Genomic DNA, 21,634 nt, shown 5'->3' with positions numbered 1-21,634 from the left:
ACCGGCTGCCTAGATTTTATTTGCCAGTGGCTAATGTTGCCAAAGCATCACGAATTGCTGGCACTGCTAGTGCTCGGTTATCGGCACGGTCACGATCTTCCGCTGCCGGTGCTGAACTTTGAATGGCAATCAAACGCCAACCGTCCTCGGTATTTAATAGCAGCGGAGAGCCACTATCGCCCGGCAGAGTGTCACATTGGTGCGAGAGAACGCCTTGTTGCGCCCAACCCGTCACTTTACAACCTTGGTGACTATATAAATCATCCAGATGATCTTCTGGATAGCCAGCCTGTGTAATCAAGCGGTTGGCTTGCTTCAGCGCTACTGTCAACGCCTTGCTATCGCCTTGCCACAACGGTAACGGTTTAATCGGCAACGGATTTTTATCTTTCAAACGAATCAAAGCAAAATCATAGGCTGCCGCCGCAGGGGGGACGATCCAACCGTCACCATCTGGTTTGAGTTTTTTCCCCAGTTTTTTATCGACTAACGTTTCGATGTTATCGGTCTGATATTGCCAGCCTTTTTTGTTGGCGATAAATCGTAGCGCAATGGCTTTATCCAACTTTCCCGGCGGTGCCAGCACGCAATGGCCAGCGGTTAACGCCAGATGCGGTGAAATTAAGGTGGCGGTACACAAATTACCGCTGACGGTTTCGATTTGGCCGATGGACTGCCAAGGCCATTCATCTGTTTTACTTATTTTTATTCGGTCATCTTTGCCAAAAAATAGGCGCGTTTGTTCACTAGATAGTGTGTCGTCAGAAGGGCTGTCGGCCCGAGCGGCGAAGGATAACGCGAGTGGAAATGAACATAACAGCAACAAAATAGGTATGCGCATAAGTCTCTTGCCTGGCAAATACGGGGCGTCGATATACCCAATAGAGTGAGCTAACTATAGCTTGATTTATCTCTGCTGTAGATGGTGTTGATTGATTTTTCGATAAATTTCACAGGAAAAAGAAAGCGGTAATGATCCCACAGATGATGAGGCTCAACAGGATGATTTCGAACAAATAGCGCCGCAGCATAGTGAGCACCCCGATAAAAAACACCCGGCGGACCGGGTGTCGAATAGGACAAACCATAACGGTGAGTGATTTCTCACATCAGTGGCAATTATGCCGCTGGGGTAGTTGCTGCTTTTTTATGGCTGGTTTTCTTGGTGTGTTTTTTAGCTGCCTGAGCCTTTTGAGCTGGGGCTTTTTTAGCGCTGGCTTTCTGGTGTTTCTTTGCTGCTTGCGCTTTTTGCTCGGTCGTTGTTTTTTTCGCGTGATGCTTTTTCACGTGAGCCGGAGCCGTTTTAGTTGTGGTGGTCGCAGGCGCGGTAGTGGTGGTTTCAGCAGCGAAAGCAGCAGAAGACAGACCCATTGCAGCGGCAACAACCAGAGCTAATACTTTTTTCATTATTGAATCCTCAAATGATGTTTTATGTTTCAACCCCACTGCGGGGCCGTTGAGAGACATCCTAAGGTAACGCTCGCTGGCGTTCAGTGAGTGATTGGTTTCGGCGTGTAACCTAATGTACGCATGGCTGACGGGTTAGAGTGACATTGCTGACAGATGAGAACGTTTAGCCAGTTTCTTTTGCAGAATGATAACGATAATTGGGCACGCATTAACCCACGAATGATGGTTAAACCGATTCTCTTTTAAGGCCTCTTCTTCCATTTTAGTTACAACATACATTGTAAGGGCAGTAATATAGGGTGTCGCCTTCAGTAACAAGGAACTATTCAAGTCATATACCGTATAAAAATGCCTAACATGGTGAAATTCCCGCTTCTCTAAATCCTAAATGAAGCATTTTGGTAAATAAGAAGTGTTATCTTGAAGAGGGTGCTCTATGCTGCATCGCTGTCTATAAGAAAATTCTCCCCAACTTCGACTTCTTTCTTACCGACCTCATCACCATTTTTATTCTCTGATTAATCTAAACGTTGGCTTAATCATTCACTCATTATTGACCCAACGAGCCTGCAACATCACGTTCTAGCCTCAGGATAATACAATGCCAGTTTCTCCTTCTGCTCGGATTTCTAGTAGCAGTATCATCGATCCAGGAGCGGTTATCGGTGCACGTGTGTTCATTGGCCCTTTTTGCATCATCGCCGAAGGTGTTGAAATTGGTGATGACACGGTTGTCGCTTCACATGTACACATTAACGGTCTCAGCCGCATTGGATGCGATAACGTGATTGGACAATTTTCAACGATCGGTGAAGTGAACCAAGACTTAAAATATAATGGTGAAGTTACGGATGTCGTTATTGGTGACAGAAACAAAATCGGGAAACATGCGACGATTCACCGCGGTACAATTCAAGGGGCTCGACGGACAACCATCGGAAATGACAACCATTTTTTAAATAATGTCCACATCGGACATGATTGTGTCATTGGCAATGCCACGACTATTGGTGACAACTCGGGATTAGCGGGGCATGTTGAACTGGACGATTTCGTACAACTCGGTTTCATGTGTGCTGTACATCAATTTTGTCTTCTAGGTGCTTATGCCAATATTGCCGATCAATCAGGTGTCACTCAGGATGTACCCCCTTTTGTTTGTGCCAGTGGTAATCATGCCACCCCGAACGGCGTCAACCAGTTAGCCCCCGCCTTTACCTCCATGAATACGGCACAACAGCACATTATTCGCACTATTTATAATATGTTGTATCACCAGGCAATGGCGATTGAAGAAGTAAAGCAAGAAATTCAAAGTCTAAGCGCATCGAATCCATCACTCCATCCCTTTAATTCTTTTTTCTCGCGTTCAGCACGTGGCATTATTCGATAAAGGCACGGCGAACACCGTGCCAGAGGTGAATTACAAGTAACGGCTTTCCAAATGCTGGCGGAAATAGCGCGGATTCAGCGCTTCGCCAGTAGCGTTGGCAATTAACGTCTCGGTTGGATAGCGGCTACCGTGACGCCAGATATTTTGTTGCAGCCAATGGAACAGGGCGCTGAGATCACCTTGCGCAATGCTTTCACTGAGATGGGGAATATCTGCGCGGACTTTCTGGAACAGTTGCGCGGCATACATGGCACCCAAAGTGTAGGTTGGGAAGTAGCCAAATGCGCCGTCGGTCCAGTGAATATCCTGCATACAACCGTTGCGGTAGTTGCCCACGGTATCTAAACCAAGATAGCTGTGCATTTTTTCATTCCATAGTGCTGGAATGTCATCCACTTCAATCTCACCTTCGATCAACGCTCTCTCAATCTCATAGCGCAGGATCACGTGTGCCGGGTAACTCACTTCATCGGCATCAACACGAATTAGCCCCGGCTTCACGCGTTGGTTCAGGCGAATAAAGTTGTTTTCTTCCAATGCCGGTTGCTCACCAAACTGAGCCGTGACCAATGGGCGCAGCACTTTCATAAAGTCACCACTCCGCGCCAGTTGCATTTCAAACAGCAGACTTTGTGATTCATGGATTGCGGTGGAGCGCGCTTGCGCCACCGGTTGACCGATCCAATCACGTGGCAGGTTTTGTTCGTAACGCGCATGGCCGGTTTCATGAACGATACCGAGTAATGCGGTGAGGAATTCTTTATCGTTGTAGCGCGTGGTGATGCGTACATCTTCCGGCACACCGCCGCAGAATGGGTGAGCGCTGACGTCTACGCGGCCATGATCAAAGTTGAAACCCAGTAACTGCATTACGCTCAGGCTGAGTTTGCGCTGGGTTTCGACATCAAACGGACCTTGCGGCGTGATACAAGGTTCGTTAGCTTGCTTGGCAACCACTTTTTGCAGTAAGTCTGGTAACCAAGTCTTTAAATCGCCGAAGATACGATCCAATTCTTGGCTATTCATCCCAGGTTCATACAGATTGAGCAGGGCATCGTAGCGGCTAGTTCCAGCCGCCTGAGCACGGATTTGCGCTTCTTCACGGCTCAACCTCACCACGTCACGCAGGTTGTCAGAAAAACCTTCCCAATCGTTAGCTGGACGTTGAGAGCGCCAAGCGTGTTCGCAGCGCGCGCCGGCCAGTGATTTGGCTTCAACCAAAGATTCCGGTACTAACACCGCGTTGTCGTACTGACGACGCATTTCTAGCAAGTTAGCGCGGTCCATTTCTTCCAACGATTCTTGTTCGGCACGTTTAAGGAGATCGCCAGTCGTTTTCGCCGTCAGAATTTGGTGTTGCAGTACGCTCAGTTCTGCCAATGCTTCGGAACGCGCCTTGCTGCCGCCAGATGGCATCATGGTTTGCATGTCCCAGCCAGCGATGGCGGAGAGATGACCGAAGCGCGACAGTCGGGTGAAAAGATTGCGTAAGTCGTGGTATGCAGATGTCATTGTTGCTCCCTTATTATCTCGATCCTTAAACTGGATCGGCTTTTAAATGATGAAATACGTTTTTGACTGGCCAGCAGAAGCGGAAGCTCGCACCGCCTAGTGAACTGCCATCCACATAAACCTGTCCTTGATAAGCGACAGCGATGGAATGCACGATCGCCAGCCCTAAACCACAGCCACCGGTGGCGCGATCGCGACTTGGGTCCAGTCGCACGAAGGGTTCGAATACGCGTTCTCGTTCTTCAAGGGGAATGCCGGGACCGTCATCTTCCACTTGCAGGCAAGCACCGTTACCGTCAAACCACAAACCGATACGCAGGCGGTGCTCGCAATAGCGTAGGGCATTATTTACTAGGTTATCCAGTACCCGCTCCATTAAGCGCAGATCGATACCGCCAAAATCACCGATATGCGGAATGTCCAACTGGATTTCACGCTCTGGATGCAACAGTCGCAAATCGTCTACTTTGTCTTGCAACCAACCGGGTAGATCGAGCGGCTCAATATTCAATGCGACCTGTGGTCGATCCAAACGAGCGTAAGTTAAAAGTTCGTCAATCAGGGATTCAAGCTGCCCAATATCACGGTTCAGCGCCAGTTGTTCACTTTCCGACAAATTATCGCTCATTGCCAAACGATAGCGTAAACGTACCAACGGAGTGCGGAGTTCATGGGCGATCCCGTCGATCAACTGCTTCTTACTGGCGATCAAAGTGCTGACGTTATCCGCCATCTGGTTAAATGCCACGCCAAGCCGACTCAGGCTAGATGTGGGATCAAAATGGGTACGTTCGTCGAGATGCCCGGCACCGAAACGTTGTGCCGCGCTTTCCAATTTAAGAAGGTCTTGCCAATGAGGGCGCATCCATAAGAATACCGGCAGCGCCAGCGACATGCCGATAAAGATCAGCAACGCCAAATCGAGAATCCGCATCTGGTGCAGGTAAAACAGATAAGGAATCGGGCCGACCACCAACACATAATGACTGCGCGGGATGCGCTGCATGAAGGTGTATTGATCGTCGAGCGCGATGATTTCTCCCTGACGCAGCCGTTGTGTCAGTTCTGCTGAAAGGTTCTGTTTACCGAGCGGTTCAATATGCAGCTTGAAAGACAAATTGAGATCCAGCGTGGCGATGGTTTTGTTCCAGTCCCGCAGCGGGATTTCACGCAGTTCACTGCGCATCAGATACAACGAACTTTTCATCAGATCGTCCATCGATTGGCGACCCGCGCGTTCGGCGGTGACTTTGTACACCAGCCCGACCAGCATCGCCATCACCAAAAAACAGACGAACAGCAGGAGGAAGAACTGAATGAAAAGTTTTTTCATTGATGTATCTGCTCCCAGGCATTGGGAGCGAACAGATAGCCTTTATTACGCACGGTTTTGATGCGGAAAGGTTCTAATGCATTGTCGTACAGCTTGCGGCGTAGGCGGGAGATAGCGACATCGATGCTGCGGTCTAATCCGTCGTAGCTGACACCACGTAGGTTTTTCAACAGCGCTTCGCGATCCATAATCTGCCCGGCGTGAGTGGCTAACTCCCACAGCAAATCAAAATCCGACGTCGAGAGGACAATGTTTTCTTCCCCAAGCGTGACCTGTCGGTTGACCGGATCGATGCACAGCAAGCCAAAGTGCAACGCATTATGTTGCGTCAGTGATTGGCTGGTTTCATCTTTCGGTTGGTGACTGTGCTGGCGCAGATGCGAACGCAAACGCGCCAATAATACCGCTGGCGGCGTGGTTTTTAATATGTAGTCATTCGCGCCCATTTCCAGTGACAGAATATGATTCATATCGCTATCGAGCGAAGTTAGCAGCACGATCGGGCCGGGGAAAGTAGGGCGCAGATCGCGGCACAGCGTCATTCCATCTTTGCCGGGCAACATAATGTCGAGCAGCACCAGATCTGGCTGTTCTTGTTCGATACGTGCCTGAGCACTGTCGCCACGGGGCTCGATCAACACGTCAATATCATGTTTACCCAGATAAGCGGCAATCAATTTGCCCACTTCCGGGTCATCTTCTACAAAAACAATTTTATGCATTTTCAGTGGCTTTCCGGTAAACGGAATTCAGCATAGCGCGCCAAATTAAACGGCGCCACAATCAACTGTAACCTAGTCTTAACGCAGCGGTCGGCCACCGTCAACGCCGTGGGTGCGGCCAGTGACGTAGCGGCTTTCCATCAGATAATCCACGAGGTTGACCACTTCGCTTTCCCCAGGCGCAATCTGCATTAGCGATTTCTGTAATGCTTGCTGGCGATAGGCTTCGTCATCACCGGGGTTAAAAATGATCAATGCCGGGGCGATGGCGTTAACTTTAACCTCAGGTGCCAGTTTTCGGGCGAAAGAGCGAGTCATGTTGTCTAACGCGGCTTTGCTCGCGGCATAGGCGATATGTTTGTCACTACCTTTTTCCACCACGTAATCAGTGATGTGAATAATGTCAGCGCCTGCTGGCCCTTGACCACGTAAATTAGGTTCCAGCAACTGGTTCAGCAGGTAAGGCGTGTAAACGTGGATTTGCAGCATCGCGGCCATCACCTGTTCCGGCGGCACATTGGCAGATTCAGCCTGCCAGGCGCTGGCGTTATGAACCACTGCACGGAGTTTAGGGGCAACCTGTTGAACCTGCTCTGCAAACTGGTAGATCCCGGCGTGAGTAGAAAAGTCGCCTTGGATGCAAATAGCCCCCAGTCCTTTTAATTCTGCCAATGCCGGATAATTGCTGCGATAAGCAATAATGACGGGGATATCTCGCTGTAACAATGCCTTAGCGAGTGCAAGTCCAATGCGACGAGCACCGCCAGTAATTAGCACGGGGGGCGAGTTGTGAGGTTCCATTAATCAAAGCTCCTGGGCAGACTGGCAAACAGTGGGTGAATTATGCCATTATAAGGCGGCTTAATGGTAAGAATCCGATTCACTGGCAATTTAGGGGGTTAAGGCGATGAATAGCAGTCACCTTGCATCCGCTGCGACCAGTGAGAAAATCTGCTTTGATTACATGGATTTTCTATCCGCATCGTGCAAGAAACACTGGCGTTTTGTTGATGCAATTTATGGCGTGATGCCAATTTTCGGCATGGTATTGAAATCACGTGTCGCTCCAACGCAAACCTGTAAAGAGCACTTGAAAGAATTGGCATTGCAGGTGGTTTCAACTCAGGTGAGTGATGAAATCAACATTGTCCGTTTGATTGCTTTGGCACAGCGACAAGGATTGGCGGTATTTGATATCCAACTGCCTTACGCGTTGGAACAAGAGCAGTTGGCGGCAATTCAGCACCGCTGCGCGGCTAAAATCTCACTCACGCAAAACGGCGAGAAGATGACGGTCACGTTCTGCAAAAAATGACCGGGTGGCAAATCACCCAGTCATTCTTCATTAAATTACTGCAACATAAACCAACCGGCGGGGATCGTCGCCAATAGCAGCAAAGCAATACTGCCTTTTTCCAGTTTATTCAGCAATTTGACATCATGATGTCCACTACGTGCATAGATAAACACCAACAGACCCGGTGCATATAACAACACCGACATCAATAAGTGCATCAAACCCGATGCATACAGCAACCAAACACCGTACAGACAAGCGCCGATCGCGGCGAACATCAAACGCTTATCCTGTCGATGACGCGCGACCTTAAACAAGAATGCCCCAACGAGTAAATAAGGCACTAGGATCATTTCTGAAGCGATGGTCAGTAGCGAGTTGTAATCGCTGCCGGTTAGCCAAATCAACACCAATGCAATCTGCACCGCGGCGTTAGTCAGCCACAGAGAAGCCGATGGTGCATGGTTTTTATTCTGTTTACAGAAAATTTTCGGGAAAGCGCCATGTTGTGCCGCTAGCAAAGGCACTTCTGCCGCCATGATGGTCCAGCTCAGATACGCACCACAAACGGAGATAATCAACCCGGCGGCGATGATCACATCCCCCCAAGGACCAATCAAATTCACCATCAGTGCCGCCATTGATGGATTACGCATCTCGGCCAATTCGCTGCGTGGTACCACGCCCATCGCCAATAGAGTGATCAACAGGTAAACGCCAAGCGCGGAAATTACCGCCAACATAGTCGCTAACCCGACATCTTTACGATGTTTAGCCCGTGCAGACAGAACTACTGCACCTTCTACGCCGATAAACACCCACAGGGTGATCAGCATGGTGTCTTTCACCTGCTGCCATACCGGTTTACCCAGCGCGATGCCGGTGAAATCCAGCGTGAATACCTCCATTTTGAAGGCGATGGCCGCCAAGACCGCGAACAACCCCAAAGGTAGCAATTTAGCTAACGTTGCCGCCAAGTTAATACTCGCCGCAGTTTGCACACCGCGCAGTACTAAGGCATGAACAACCCACAGCAACAGCGACTCACAGATCAATGCCTGCCAAGTATTACCGTCGCCGAGGATTACATCGCCACCACGATCGGTAAAAATGCTCAACGCAGCAAACACAATCACCAAATAAGAAACGTTGGCAATCACCGCACACAACCAGTAACCCCAAGCAGAACAAAAACCGACGAGTTCACCAAAACCTTCTTTGGCATAGGTAAAGATCCCGCCGTCCAGATCGGGGCGTAGGCGGGTAAGTAGCAACATCGCGAAGGCTAAAAACAGAATCCCCACGCCAGTAATTGCCCAACCGAGTAACAACGCTGCCGGGCTTGCGACCTGTGCCATGTTTTGTGGCAGGCTGAAAACCCCGGCTCCGAGCATGGAACTGAGTACCAATGCGGTTAGCGCGGTAAGACCTAATTTCTTTTCCAATGAAGGTTCCTGAAGGCAGAATAAATAACTGCTGAACATCTATTATCCGGTAGTAACTTGATGCTTAACATCACAGTAACAAAATAATAGACCTAAAAAGTGGCGCAGATTTTACGGAGGGATGAAGGGAGATGCAATGAGTGAATATGCGGAAATGCCAAAAAACTATGCAATAGCCACACAATAAGCAGGCAATTGAGATTTAACAATAAAAACCAAAGAAATGGGCAGCTCAAAGGCTGCCCGTTAGTCAGTCAATACGTGGAACTTATTTGAACAAATCAGCGCTGACGGTCAGGTTGCCGCCGCTCTTGTTCTGCCACTGACGCGTGATGTGATAGTACTTAGCCCCTTTCTCAGCTGCGCGTTTCGCGACTTCGGTAGAAACGTCAGTCATGCTGTTGTAGTGGCCGGTGAAGGTCACTGAATCGAACGGTTGCATCTGCGCGGCAGTCACGTTGTTCACTTCCTGGATTTTGGTGCCATCCGGTAGTGTGACAGTGTAACGCTCACCCGTCGATGATTGAGTTTCGAAGAAGCGGCCAACGTCACGGCTTGGTGAGCCGGAAGAGGCAACGCCTGGGATCTCAACCTTGGCCGCTTCTGCGCCACCAGCTGCCAGAGCCGCACGACCTGCGTCGGAGTCAGCAGGGATGGCATCAGGGCTTTGAACGATACGTTTTGGCGCGTCGGCTTTATAAACGTATGCGGTCACATATTGGTTGCCGCCTTTATTGGCATCCACCTGACGGACGATGAAGAAGGAGTCTGCACCTTTTTCTTGCGCTTTTTTGGAGATGGCATCATTCACATCTGGCTGGCTGCGGAAGAAACCGCTGACGCTCACGGTATCGTAAGGTTCCAGCAGATAGGCTCTTTCTTTCGGCAGTTCTTTCACGCCGTTGAATACGCGGTAGTTCTGATCTTTGCTCACATCGGGCGCATCTTTATGATAGATGTCTGCAGTGACACGCCAGTTGCCGCCATTGTTGCTATTATTGATGTCCTGAATGTAGTAGGAGTCTGCACCCAGTTTGTCTGCACGGCGGGATACTGCTTCGGATGCTTCATTGATGGCATTGAAGCGGCCGGTAATGGTAATGCGATCAAACGGCTTGATGGCCGCTGCTTTCTCAGGTGTCAACTCTTGCGCTGCATGAGCAGATAACGCGGTGAGTGATAACAAGGCTGATGCGATGATCGTGGTCTTCAGCTTCATAAAAAATCCTTTCGCCTAGCGCATTAACGTTTATAACGTGCTGAACTGTTGAGGTGTAATTCAGCCGTGGATTATGACATGTAACCTCGGCAAGTGTCTCAGCATTTTATGTGATTCCATGAGACAAATCCGTGCTTTGGAATTTCTAGCGACTTGATAAATTGCACTATAAGTTTAAAGAATAAAGTGTTTGATGACATAAGTGTTAATTATTCACATATTTATAACTTTTATATCCATCAGCCGCATCAATACTGCAATAGATAATGTGCCGTACTCCACAATACCGCAGCTAAAATAGCTGTCTTGAGCCACTTTTCCACGCAAAATTGCGATTTGTCATAGCCTTAAGTAAATTTTTATGTGAAAACTGCCTAAATGCTGTAAGCAAATATGGATCATCGATCACATTTTCAGTAGGTTATAGATGGCACCTTAATTTGTTTGCAGGCTGAGAGTATTGATCTTGTCAGCCAGTGCTATTGCTATGGGTAGAAAGATAATAAACATCATCAAAAACAGGTGAGAAGGGAATATTATGCGTATTGGTGTACCAAGAGAACGGTTGGCCAATGAATCCCGTGTGGCAGCTACCCCTAAAACGGTGGAACAACTGCTAAAACTGGGTTTCAGCGTCGCGATAGAAAGCGATGCAGGTAAACTAGCAAGTTTTGACAATGTCGCTTATGAAGCCGCTGGGGCGACCATTACTGACACTGCCGATGTTTGGCAATCGGATCTAATCCTGAAGGTTAATGCACCACAGGACGATGAAATTGCCTTAATGCGCGAAGGGAGTACGTTGGTCAGCTTTATCTGGCCTGCACAGAATCCAGAATTAATGGCAAAACTGGCCACTCGCAACGTGACCGCGATGGCGATGGATTCTGTTCCGCGTATCTCTCGCGCTCAGTCGTTGGATGCTTTGAGTTCGATGGCTAACATCGCCGGTTATCGCGCCATTGTTGAAGCAGCCCATGAGTTTGGCCGCTTCTTCACGGGGCAAATCACCGCCGCGGGTAAAGTACCGCCAGCGAAAGTGATGATTATCGGGGCGGGTGTTGCCGGGTTAGCAGCCATCGGTGCTGCAGGTAGCCTAGGCGCGATTGTGCGTGCTTTCGATACCCGCCCGGAAGTAAAAGAACAAGTTCAAAGTATGGGCGCTGAATTCCTCGAGCTAGATTTTGAGGAAGAAGCAGGCAGTGGCGATGGTTACGCTAAAGTGATGTCTGAAGCCTTTATTAAGGCGGAAATGGAACTTTTTGCCGCGCAAGCGCAAGAGGTCGACATCATCGTCACCACCGCGTTGATCCCAGGTAAACCTGCACCGAAATTGATCACCAAAGAGATGGTGGCCTCCATGAAACCGGGCAGTGTGATTGTCGATTTGGCAGCACAAACTGGCGGTAACTGTGAGTTGACGGTCGCAGATAAAGTGACGATCACTGACAATGGCGTGAAGATCATCGGTTATACCGATCTGCCAAGTCGCTTGCCGACGCAATCGTCACAGTTGTATGGCACTAACTTAGTGAACCTGCTGAAGCTGCTGTCGAAAGAGAAAAACGGCGAGATCGACGTCGATTTCGAAGACACCGTGATCCGTGGTGTTACCGTGGTGCGCGAAGGCGAAGTGACTTGGCCTGCGCCACCGATTCAGGTTTCCGCCCAACCGAAAGCGGCGGCAGCGGCACCGATCGCTCCGGTCGAGAAAAAGCCCACTTCACCACTACTGAAATACGGTTTAATTGCGTTGGCAATTATTCTGTTCGGCTGGTTGGCAAACGCGGCACCAAAAGAGTTCCTGTCTCACTTTACCGTGTTTGCGCTGGCCTGCGTGGTGGGTTACTACGTCGTTTGGAACGTCAGCCATGCATTGCATACCCCATTGATGTCGGTCACTAACGCGATCTCAGGGATTATCGTGGTCGGTGCGTTATTACAGATTGGTCATGGCGGCTGGGTGAGTTTCCTCTCCTTTATCGCCGTACTGATCGCCAGCATCAACATTTTTGGTGGATTCACCGTCACTCAGCGCATGCTGAAGATGTTCCGCAAGAACTAAGGGGTAACAAATGTCTGGAGGATTAGTTACAGCTGCATACATTGTTGCCGCGATCCTGTTTATTTTCAGTTTGGCTGGTTTGTCACGCCATGAAACGTCCAAGCAGGGCAACCTGTTCGGTGTCGCCGGGATGGCAATCGCTCTGATCGCCACCATCCTCGGGCCAGATTCTGGCAACGTAGGTTGGATCATCATTGCGATGGTCATCGGTGGTGCTATCGGTATCTATCTGGCGAAGAAAGTCGAAATGACCGAAATGCCAGAACTGGTCGCCGTGCTGCACAGCTTCGTCGGTCTGGCTGCGGTCTTGGTAGGCTTTAACAGCTACTTGGATCATGGCGCTGCTCCGATGGATGCGATAATGGAAAATATCCATCTGACCGAAGTGTTCCTCGGTATCTTTATCGGTGCGGTGACCTTCACGGGTTCTATTGTGGCATTTGGCAAACTGCGCGGCATTATTTCGTCTAAGCCGTTGATGTTGCCACATCGTCATAAGCTGAATTTGGCTGCGTTGGTGGTATCGTTCTTGCTGATGGTGATGTTCGTGAGCAGCGATAATGTGGGCACGCAAGTCTTCGCACTGCTGATCATGACTATCATTGCCTTGGCGTTCGGCTGGCACTTGGTGGCTTCCATCGGCGGTGCTGATATGCCAGTCGTGGTGTCGATGCTGAACTCCTACTCCGGTTGGGCAGCGGCAGCAGCAGGTTTCATGTTGAGCAACGACTTGCTGATCGTGACCGGTGCGTTGGTGGGCTCTTCCGGTGCCATTCTGTCGTACATCATGTGTAAAGCGATGAACCGTTCGTTTATTAGCGTGATTGCCGGTGGTTTTGGTACTGACGGCTCTTCAACCGGTGATGCGGAAGAAATGGGCGAATACCGTGAAACCACAGCGGAAGAAGTGGCAGAGCAACTGCGTAATTCGACCTCAGTGATCATCACCCCAGGCTATGGCATGGCGGTGGCACAAGCTCAGTATCCGGTAGCCGAAATTACCGAGAAACTGCGCGCACGTGGTATCAAAGTACGCTTTGGTATTCACCCGGTGGCAGGGCGCTTGCCTGGTCATATGAACGTATTGCTGGCAGAAGCCCGTGTACCTTATGACGTGGTGTTGGAAATGGACGAAATCAACGAAGATTTCCCAGACACTGACACCGTATTGGTGATTGGTGCCAACGATACGGTCAACCCAGCTGCATTGGAAGATCCACGCAGCCCGATCGCCGGTATGCCAGTGTTGGAAGTGTGGAAAGCGCAAAACGTTATTGCTTTCAAACGCTCCATGAATACCGGTTACGCCGGGGTGCAGAACCCGCTGTTCTTTAAAGAGAACACTCAAATGCTGTTTGGTGATGCCAAAGCCAGCGTGGAAGCTATTCTGCGCGCGCTGTAATTCACCGTCGAGCTAACAAACACGGTCGACATGGCCGTGTTTTTTTATAGGTATTTTTAGCAACTTTTTACACAGTTAATCGTCAAATTGAAAGTGGTCGAAAAGTGATAAATTTATAGGTTAATGAATCATCACTATGGCTTCGTAATGAAAACACATAAAACAACCACCCCTAATTTTTACTCCCGCTTTCAATGCACTGGACCCTCCTGTATCGATCACTGTTGCCATAGCTGGGATATTTATATCGATAAAAAAACCTATAAAAAATACGAATCGACCCAAGATGAAAAGATCAAAGCTTTAGCCAAGAATGCATTGTTTATCACCCGCCGAGGTTACGACCGCTACGCGAAGATCCGTTTGGATAATACCGGCACTTGCCCAATGCTCAGCGAAGATAAGCTCTGCATGGTGCACGCGAATATGGGCGCCGATGCGCTGAGCGTAACTTGCAAAACCTTCCCACGCCTTTCACAAAATTACCAGAACGAAACCTTACACAGCCTGACCATGTCCTGCCCGGAGGTGGTGAATCAAGTACTTTTCCAACCGGACAGTATGTTGGTTGATGAAAAAATTACGTTGGTTACCGACAAAGCAAAACAAATCAACCAACAAAGTCGGCTATTAGCACGAGATCAGGCTGGTGAATTGGTTAACCTGTTCTGTCGTCATTTAGCGATGGCGGATAGCACGGCGATCGAAGATAACTTGTTTGCTTTGGCGAACTTCATTATTTATCTGCAACAGATAGATTATCAAATAGAGAGCAATGTCGAGAACCTAGAAAGCGTTTACCTCTCGCTAAACAACCAGTTAGCACAAGGTGAAATTGGGGAGTTCCGCAGTCAGTTGAAAGGTTCTTCTTCGATTAAAGTGGCATTATTGAGCATTTTTGGTGATGCCATTCGACAAACCAGACGTAATAAACGCTATATGGTGGAAAACCATCAGGCTATTGCCAGTTATTTGTTTGGTGAGAAAAATGCTGACGAAGCCGAGTTAGCGGCAAAATTCGACGCATTGAATGTTCGTTGGGCTGAATTGACCAAAGACTCCTGTTTGGCTGAAGAACACGTGTTAAAAAATTATGTGCTTTATCATCTCTATAACAGTGGATTCCCCGGTGACGACATTAGCAAAGTTCTGCGCAAATTCTATTTGCTGATTGCGGATTACTTCTACCTAAAAATCTCTCTGTCGGTGAGATCACTCACGCAAGAAATTACGGTGGAAGAGGTGATGCGTCTGTTTGGCAGCTACCACGTGATTTACAACCATAATGGTGCATTGGCAAAAGAACTGAATACTTATGTCGATAAAATCAACGCGCAGGATGATCTTTCTTGCCTGTTGTTGATTAATTAATTTGCACATATGAATAATATTCAAACAGCCCACAGGCTCAATATTATATCTTGAAGGGCATGATTCCATGCTTATCTATTGAAAAATAGGGGATATTTAAAATCGAAATAGTCTGTTACATTTCGTGTGGGTGCTTGAGGCTATCTGCCTTAAGCTCGAGAAGGGTGTAAAAGGTGGATAGTTTAAAGCCCCAAACTGACGTTTAAATCAGATTGGGGCTACCACCACACCCTAGACAAGTGTGATGGTAGCCTCTTCTTCACAAGGAGGCAAGTCATGTCGAAGGTATACGCAATAGCAATGTTAGTTATTGTATGTATTACAATTTTGGTATTCGTTTGGATGATAAAAGATCGGGTTTGTGAGGTCGATATCAATCAGGGGGAGACCAATTTTGCGGCACGATTAGCATGTGATCTAGAGAGGTAAAATTAAGGCGGGGTACAAATATTGCCCCGCCTTAAAAACTATCACCTGTCAGGTGTTGTGCTCTCAAGCACCCCATTAATTAATCTTCGTCGTCGTGTTCGTCATCTTCATCGGCCTCAATTGGGCAATTGAAGTTTTCCGGCTTGATAACCAGTAGGTCACATTTTAGGTGATCGATCACATGTTCGGCGGTATTACCGATAAACGCGGCTGAAATACCAGTACGACCAAGCGTACCGAGCACCACCACACCCGCCTGTAGATGTTCTGCCAAATCGGGGATCACTTCTTCCGGCAGGCCTTTTTCGACGTGAGTAAATTCTTCATTGATGTGGAATTTTTGTCTCAATGCTTTCATAGCGATCAGGTGCTGACCACGAATGGCATCGTTATACACGCTAGGATCAAAATCGGGCAGTTCGATGGCGATGTTGATTGGTGTGACTGGATAAGCGCCAACCAAATGAACCTCCGTTTGATTGACGTTATTAGCCAACTCAACGGTTTCTTGCACCAATTTGATATTGAGCGGATCGTGGTAAGGCTCTTCGCTAGAAAGGTTCACCGCCACCAGCGCTTTACCCCCTTCAGGCCAAGTTTGGTCTTTCACCATCCACACAGGGCAAGGGCATTTCCGCAGTAAATGCCAATCGGTCGGAGTGAAAATCACCGATTCCAAACGATCGTGTTGGTGAGCCATCTTCAATAGCAGGTCGTGTTTACCATTAAGGACTTCCTGAATAATGGCCTCGAACGGGCGATTATGCCAAATCACTTTGATCTCGATCGGAACGGCGTCCTCTATATAAAAGCGACATTGTTCGTTAATCCAGGCGGCACGTTGGCTGATGACACCTTGTCGCATCGCCGTCCGTTCATCGGGCGAAAGCAACGTCGTCATTTCGTAAGAGAAATCGTAGATAGGAAGGAAGGCCTTGATGCGCCCACCATTTCGTTTGACCAGATATACCGCCCGGCGCAGCGCCGGTTGATCATCCTGATTGGGGTCAATAGCCACCAGAAGATTCTGATACTTCGCCATAGGGCCTCCTACAGATGTAAATCAACAGTCTGTTAACTTACAGAGTAACCCAACAATGAAAAACAGAACAGCGCGAGAGGGAGATGTGGGTCAATAATTCAGGCGAATGATTGACCCGGAATGAAATTAGGCGTTAACCGCCACGTTGATACGTGGATTGCCGGCCAGTAGTGATAGGGCGTCGACATTTTCGATAGTGATGTATTTGCCTTTCACGCTAAGGATTTCGCTTTTCTGGAAGCGACCCAGCAAACGGCTGATGGTTTCTACCGTTAAACCGAGGTAATTACCGATATCACCACGCGTCATGGTCAACCGGAACTCACGCGGTGAGAAACCGCGTTGAGCGAAACGACGCGACAGATTATAGACGAAAGCCGCCAGACGTTCTTCGGCATTCTTCTTCGACAGCAACAGGATCATATCCTGATCGCCTTTGATCTCACCGCTCATCAAACGCATGATTTGTTGACGCAGGTTAGGCATCTTGCCAGAGAGATCGTCGAGAGTTTCGAATGGAATTTCGCACACCATCGAAGTTTCTAGTGCCTGAGCAAAACTTGGGTGTTTCAAACCACCAATGGCGTCGAAACCGACTAAGTCACCAGCTAAATGGAAACCAGTGATTTGCTCATCGCCTTGTTCGGTAATGGTGTAACTTTTGATGGTGCCGGAACGGATCGCGTAGAGAGATTTCAACTCATCGCCAGCCTTGAACAGTGTCTGTCCTTTCTGGATAGGCTTTTTCCTTTCGATAATATTATCGAGCTGATCTAGCTCGTGGCTATTAAGAGTGAAAGGAATGCACAATTGGCTGATGCTGCAGTCTTGGCAATGGATCGCACAACCACCAGACTGGATTCGTCGAATCACACGCTTTTCCGGGATCATAAATTACGCTCATGCAATAATTGATATGAGTCAATTTTAACATCTTTTCCCGCAAGTGATAAGGGTAGCAATAGGAAGATTAGACGGTATTTAAGCCAATTCTGTGCCTAAACGTCACCAGATATACTGCATACTCATGATATTTCGGGCAAACTAGCAAAAAAGCCTTTGTTATTCACCTGCCGATGGAAATTTTTTACCAATGGAAAAATCTGCGATTTCTATTTTATTGTCTACCCTGTTCGTTGTCTCCCCCCTTTATGCCGCCACGCCGCTGACACAACAGCAACTCACAACGTTAGTCGATAGCACCATGACGCTGCTGATCAAAAAGCAGGATATTCCTGGAATGGCCGTCGTGGTGTTTTATGACGGGAAACCCCATTTTTTTAACTATGGTGTAGCGGATATAAAAACCAGCCGCCCGGTCACGGAAAATACGCTGTTTGAGTTGGGGTCAGTGAGTAAAACGTTCACCGGCGTTGCTGGCGGATATGCGGCACAAGCGGGGATCATGAAGCTTAACGATCCCGCGACACGGTATATGCCGGAACTTACCGGGCGTCAGTGGCAAGGTATTACCCTGTTGAACTTGGCCACTTACACCGCCGGAGGGCTTCCACTGCAAGTTCCTGATCAGGTCACCAATCAAAAGTCATTGTTAGAATATTACCAACAATGGCAACCCCAATGGGCACCTGGAGAAGTACGTAATTATTCAAATGCCAGCATTGGTTTATTTGGCCTGTTGGCAGTAAAAAACAGCAACCAATCGTTTGAATCCTATATGCAGCAGCATGTCTTCCAGCCGTTAAAACTGACGCAGACGTTTATTACTGTTCCAAAAGCGAATATGTCGGATTATGCGTGGGGATATAAAGAGGGTAAGCCGCTGCGAGTCACGCCGGGCATGTTAGATGCGCAAGCCTATGGTGTTAAATCGACTACGCAAGATATGGCGAAATTTATGCAGGCGAATATCGATCCGAGCGGCTTGCCTGCCTCTCAAGATGTATTGAAAAAAGCGATTCAATCTTCTCAAGCCGGCTATTACCAAGCTGAAAATATGTTCCAAGGGCTGGGCTGGGAAATGTATAACTGGCCGATTAACCCACAGGCTGTGATTGCTGCCAGTGGCAATGAGATTGCGTTGAAATCACTGAAAGTTGAGGCGATTACACCACCGCGCCCAGCACAGCCAAACTCTTGGGTGCATAAGACCGGTAGCACTAACGGTTTTGGTGCCTATATCGCTTTCATTCCAGAGAAGAAAATTGGCATTGTGATGTTGGCTAACAAGAATTACCCCAATCCAATCCGGGTAGAAGCCGCATATCATATTTTGCAGGCTTTGCGCTGAGAAATGGGCAGCCTGCGGATCAGTAGGCTGCCTTGTCTTTAAATTAATTCTTTTGGCAAATAGCCTTCGTGAGTTAACAACCATTGTTTGCGCTGAACGCCGCCCGCGTAACCGGTCAATGCGCCCTGCGAACCAATCACGCGATGACAAGGCACAACGATACTGATCGGGTTTGAGCCGTTCGCCATACCCACGGCTCGTGAAGCAGTAGGGCGACCAATACGTTTTGCTAACTCACCATAAGTGATGATTTCACCGCAAGGGATTTGGCGCAACTGTTGCCAAACTGTGCGCTGGAATTCGGTGCCTGCGGTCATGACCGGAACTTGATTGATGATGTCCAATTCACCGGAAAAATAGCGCTGCATAATTTCAGTCAGCCCACCGGGATTGTGTTTTTCCTGCAACTGGAAACGGTCGGCGCGATAGTGGGTGTTTAGCAGTTTCATCAAGCGGGCTTCATGCTCGGTCCAATCGACGGCGCGCAGGCGATCCTGTTCGTCGGCAATGATGACCAATTCGCCCACTGGGGTTGTCATTCGGTCGATCAAAAAGGTCTGCATAGTGGTCACTCCTTACGTTTGATGGAGAGATTATGCCACTAAATCGTTCGTAATGATGGCGGATTTCGGACATCTACCTCTTCCGTATATCCACTTGACCTGAAAAGGTTATAGCTGACCGATGCTGCCACAAATACGAATTTTTTCCACCACCACTTCTTTCATTGCTAGTTTGCCCGGTACGATATATTTACGTGGGTCGTTGGCATCAGGATGTTGGGAAAAATAACTTTTAACCGCATCGGCAAAGGCAATTTTTAGCTCGGTAGCCACGTTAACTTTGCATACGCCAAGGGAGATAGCGCGCTTTACCATCGCTTCAGGAATACCAGAAGCGCCATGCAATACCAGAGGAATATCGACTTGCTCGCGGATCAACGCTAAACGGTCAAAATCCAACTTGGGTTCACCATGATAGAGGCCGTGAGCAGAGCCAATAGCGACCGCCAACGAATCAATCCCAGTACGCTCAACAAACTCACGGGCGGCGGCAGGGTCGGTATAGAAACTGTCGGCAGCATCGACGATCAAATCATCTTCTTGTCCACCTAAACGTCCTAATTCGGCTTCCACGCTGGCTCCGTAGCGATGGCACAACGCCACAGCTTCGGCAACTTTGGCAATATTCTGCTCAAAGGGAAAATGAGAGCCATCGATCATCACCGAACGAATGCCACTTTTTACTTTATATTCAATATCATCCATTTCTTCGTGATGATCTAAGTGTAATGCTAACGGCAGATCGTAACGGTGGGCAGCTGCTTGGCAAATACCGACCAAATAATCAACGCCGGCATAGCTGAAAGTACCCGGCGTACCGGCCATAATCACCGGAGAACGCAATTCGGCGGCGGTTTCAGCAACCACTTGCACGGTTTCCAGATTGTGGACGTTAAACGCTGGCACGGCATAGCCTTGGCGTTGCGCTTTTTGCAGCATTTCGCGGTTGGATATCAAATACATAACAGACTCCTTACAGCACAGAAGAAGGATAAGGGTAAATCGTGACGCCCTTGACCACTCGGTTAACTTCACCCGTTGGACAGGGGTTATCAGGCGTCAACCCCAACGCTAGCGAGCTTTCGAAAGCCAGCATTTGGCTGAATAGCAGGTTAGGAAACAACAGCCAGATATCGTCACAGGCGTGATGTAAAGCGAGTTGCTCATCGCCTAACCCCACCATCTGCATCGCCAGTCCGTCGCGTTGCAGTTCGACCCACAAATCGCGGTCATACTGGCGGGTGTACGGATTGCTGGAAAACATCAACAGCACCAGCGTTTGTCCATCGACCATAAATTTCGGGCCATGACGCAAACCGAGCGATGAATCGTAACGAGTGACGATTTGCCCAGCGGTGAGCTCCAGCATTTTCAGCGAGGCTTCTTCCGCCAAACCGCTAAAGCAGCTACCGCCGAGGACGATATAACGGCGGAACCCGCTGGCAGCCAACGCTTTTACCTGTGGTTGCAAGGATTCACGCAGGGTACGGCACCGTTCGACCATTTCTGTCAGCGGTTGTTGGGTTTCGGCCAAAGCATACGGACCAAGTAACAGGGCAGCGCTCAACATCATGCAGCTAAAACTGGAGGTCATCGCGAAGCTTTGATCGTTAGAACCTTGCGGCATCACCAGCGAACAGACGTTGCTACGCCCGTGGGCATATTGCGCCAGTTGACTATCCGGGTTGCACACTAGCATCAGGTGATAACTCTCTGGCAGTAACTGATCCGCCAGTTCCACCGTCGCCACACTTTCAGGGCTATTACCGGAGCGAGCGAAAGAAACCAATAACGTCGGGCGAGTTCGATCGAGATATTGCAGCGGCGTGGCGACAATGTCAGTGGTGCCATAAGCCACCACATCACGCCCGGTTTTTTCACGTAACCAAGGGGCGAGGGCGCGTCCGGCAAAGGCCGAACTACCTGCGCCGCAAAGCACAATCTGTAAGCGTGGGTTAGCCAGCAATGGGGCGAGAAACGGTTGCCATTGTGCTTGTTGCGTTTGCAATTGTTGATGCAGTGCGGCCCATAAATCCGGCTGCTGCCAAATCTCGCGGGCGGTGTGCAACGCGTGATGTTGTTCCAACCAACCCGTCTGATAGGAAAAATAACCATTCATAGTAACAACTCCTTGAAAAATGGACTAAAAGTACCTTCCCGATCGAGTTAGTCGATTATTA

At 48.8% G+C, this 21,634-nt stretch carries 21 protein-coding genes; 7 read left to right on the top strand and 14 right to left on the bottom strand.

Annotated features, from left to right (window positions below; translation table 11 throughout):
* Positions 1-16: 16 nt before the first annotated feature.
* From AC3ISQ_RS11220 to asr, 3 genes are all read right to left on the bottom strand, one after another.
* Positions 17-841 (bottom strand): trypsin-like serine peptidase, encoded by an 825-nt coding sequence (locus AC3ISQ_RS11220; RefSeq protein WP_489346482.1) that lies wholly within the window; start codon positions 839-841, stop codon positions 17-19.
* Between the two features lie 109 nt (positions 842-950).
* Entirely contained in the window at positions 951-1,031 is an 81-nt protein-coding gene (gene ydgU, locus AC3ISQ_RS11215) for a small membrane protein YdgU (protein ID WP_489353240.1), read from the bottom strand.
* 88 nt (positions 1,032-1,119) lie between these two features.
* A complete protein-coding gene (gene asr, locus AC3ISQ_RS11210) occupies positions 1,120-1,407 on the bottom strand; it encodes an acid resistance repetitive basic protein Asr (RefSeq protein WP_489346480.1) in 288 nt (95 codons plus the stop codon).
* A gap of 604 nt (positions 1,408-2,011) precedes the next feature.
* Between asr and lpxA the strand changes: the two genes are divergently transcribed.
* Positions 2,012-2,803, top strand: coding sequence for an acyl-ACP--UDP-N-acetylglucosamine O-acyltransferase (gene lpxA / locus AC3ISQ_RS11205; RefSeq protein ID WP_489346478.1), 792 nt, complete (start codon positions 2,012-2,014; stop codon positions 2,801-2,803).
* Between the two features lie 30 nt (positions 2,804-2,833).
* On the opposite strand, the gene AC3ISQ_RS11200 is transcribed toward lpxA, so the two are convergent.
* The 4 genes from AC3ISQ_RS11200 to folM form a co-directional block, all read right to left on the bottom strand.
* A complete protein-coding gene (locus tag AC3ISQ_RS11200; RefSeq protein ID WP_489346476.1) occupies positions 2,834-4,315 on the bottom strand; it encodes a carboxypeptidase M32 in 1,482 nt (493 codons plus the stop codon).
* Between the two features lie 25 nt (positions 4,316-4,340).
* Positions 4,341-5,648 (bottom strand): two-component system sensor histidine kinase RstB, encoded by a 1,308-nt coding sequence (rstB, locus tag AC3ISQ_RS11195; protein ID WP_489346474.1) that lies wholly within the window; start codon positions 5,646-5,648, stop codon positions 4,341-4,343.
* Complete coding sequence (gene rstA / locus AC3ISQ_RS11190; RefSeq protein ID WP_489346472.1) at positions 5,645-6,370, bottom strand: two-component system response regulator RstA; 726 nt, start codon at positions 6,368-6,370, stop codon at positions 5,645-5,647. The genes rstB and rstA overlap by 4 nt, the downstream gene beginning before the upstream one ends.
* A gap of 78 nt (positions 6,371-6,448) precedes the next feature.
* Positions 6,449-7,171, bottom strand: a complete 723-nt coding sequence (gene folM, locus AC3ISQ_RS11185) for a dihydromonapterin reductase (RefSeq protein WP_489346470.1) — start codon at positions 7,169-7,171, stop codon at positions 6,449-6,451.
* 106 nt (positions 7,172-7,277) lie between these two features.
* Between folM and AC3ISQ_RS11180 the strand changes: the two genes are divergently transcribed.
* Entirely contained in the window at positions 7,278-7,685 is a 408-nt protein-coding gene (locus AC3ISQ_RS11180; RefSeq protein WP_489346468.1) for a hypothetical protein, read from the top strand.
* A gap of 35 nt (positions 7,686-7,720) precedes the next feature.
* Here the strand turns inward: AC3ISQ_RS11180 and AC3ISQ_RS11175 are convergent, their stop codons facing one another.
* A complete protein-coding gene (locus tag AC3ISQ_RS11175; protein WP_489346467.1) occupies positions 7,721-9,112 on the bottom strand; it encodes an amino acid permease in 1,392 nt (463 codons plus the stop codon).
* Between the two features lie 268 nt (positions 9,113-9,380).
* On the bottom strand, positions 9,381-10,331 hold the full coding sequence (gene ydgH / locus AC3ISQ_RS11170; protein ID WP_489346465.1) for a DUF1471 family protein YdgH: 951 nt from the start codon (positions 10,329-10,331) through the stop codon (positions 9,381-9,383).
* Positions 10,332-10,869: 538 nt separating this feature from the next.
* Between ydgH and pntA the strand changes: the two genes are divergently transcribed.
* The 4 genes from pntA (at position 10,870) to AC3ISQ_RS11150 (ending at position 15,598) form a co-directional block, all read left to right on the top strand.
* The gene (gene pntA, locus AC3ISQ_RS11165; protein WP_489346463.1) at positions 10,870-12,396 is read left to right on the top strand and encodes a Re/Si-specific NAD(P)(+) transhydrogenase subunit alpha; all 1,527 of its coding nucleotides are present in this window, start codon (positions 10,870-10,872) and stop codon (positions 12,394-12,396) included.
* 10 nt (positions 12,397-12,406) lie between these two features.
* A complete protein-coding gene (pntB, locus tag AC3ISQ_RS11160; protein ID WP_489346461.1) occupies positions 12,407-13,798 on the top strand; it encodes a Re/Si-specific NAD(P)(+) transhydrogenase subunit beta in 1,392 nt (463 codons plus the stop codon).
* Positions 13,799-13,945: 147 nt separating this feature from the next.
* On the top strand, positions 13,946-15,169 hold the full coding sequence (gene fliB / locus AC3ISQ_RS11155; RefSeq protein WP_489346459.1) for a flagellin lysine-N-methylase: 1,224 nt from the start codon (positions 13,946-13,948) through the stop codon (positions 15,167-15,169).
* Positions 15,170-15,445: 276 nt separating this feature from the next.
* On the top strand, positions 15,446-15,598 hold the full coding sequence (locus AC3ISQ_RS11150; RefSeq protein WP_489346457.1) for a Hok/Gef family protein: 153 nt from the start codon (positions 15,446-15,448) through the stop codon (positions 15,596-15,598).
* 79 nt (positions 15,599-15,677) lie between these two features.
* Here AC3ISQ_RS11150 and uspE read toward each other — a convergent pair whose 3' ends face one another.
* Together uspE and fnr are read right to left on the bottom strand one after the other, a co-directional pair.
* Positions 15,678-16,640, bottom strand: a complete 963-nt coding sequence (gene uspE / locus AC3ISQ_RS11145) for a universal stress protein UspE (protein ID WP_489346455.1) — start codon at positions 16,638-16,640, stop codon at positions 15,678-15,680.
* A 126-nt stretch (positions 16,641-16,766) separates the two neighbouring features.
* Entirely contained in the window at positions 16,767-17,531 is a 765-nt protein-coding gene (fnr, locus tag AC3ISQ_RS11140; protein ID WP_489346453.1) for a fumarate/nitrate reduction transcriptional regulator Fnr, read from the bottom strand.
* A 202-nt stretch (positions 17,532-17,733) separates the two neighbouring features.
* Here fnr and ampC point away from each other — a divergent pair, with 202 nt between their 5' ends.
* The gene (ampC, locus tag AC3ISQ_RS11135; protein WP_489346451.1) at positions 17,734-18,891 is read left to right on the top strand and encodes a class C beta-lactamase; all 1,158 of its coding nucleotides are present in this window, start codon (positions 17,734-17,736) and stop codon (positions 18,889-18,891) included.
* Positions 18,892-18,929: 38 nt separating this feature from the next.
* Here ampC and ogt read toward each other — a convergent pair whose 3' ends face one another.
* The 3 genes from ogt to AC3ISQ_RS11120 all read right to left on the bottom strand — a co-directional run bounded on the left by ogt (position 18,930) and on the right by AC3ISQ_RS11120 (position 21,573).
* Positions 18,930-19,454: a methylated-DNA--[protein]-cysteine S-methyltransferase gene (gene ogt / locus AC3ISQ_RS11130; RefSeq protein WP_489346449.1), complete on the bottom strand. Its 525-nt coding sequence runs from the start codon at positions 19,452-19,454 to the stop codon at positions 18,930-18,932.
* A gap of 108 nt (positions 19,455-19,562) precedes the next feature.
* Positions 19,563-20,417, bottom strand: a complete 855-nt coding sequence (locus AC3ISQ_RS11125; protein ID WP_489346448.1) for a tagatose bisphosphate family class II aldolase — start codon at positions 20,415-20,417, stop codon at positions 19,563-19,565.
* Between the two features lie 10 nt (positions 20,418-20,427).
* Entirely contained in the window at positions 20,428-21,573 is a 1,146-nt protein-coding gene (locus tag AC3ISQ_RS11120; protein ID WP_489346446.1) for an SIS domain-containing protein, read from the bottom strand.
* Positions 21,574-21,634: the final 61 nt, after the last annotated feature.

The sequence above is a fragment of the Serratia sp. KH_031 genome (assembly GCF_057839655.1).
Note: the sequence above shows the minus strand (reverse complement) of the source record. Positions and strands in the feature narration are given on the sequence as shown.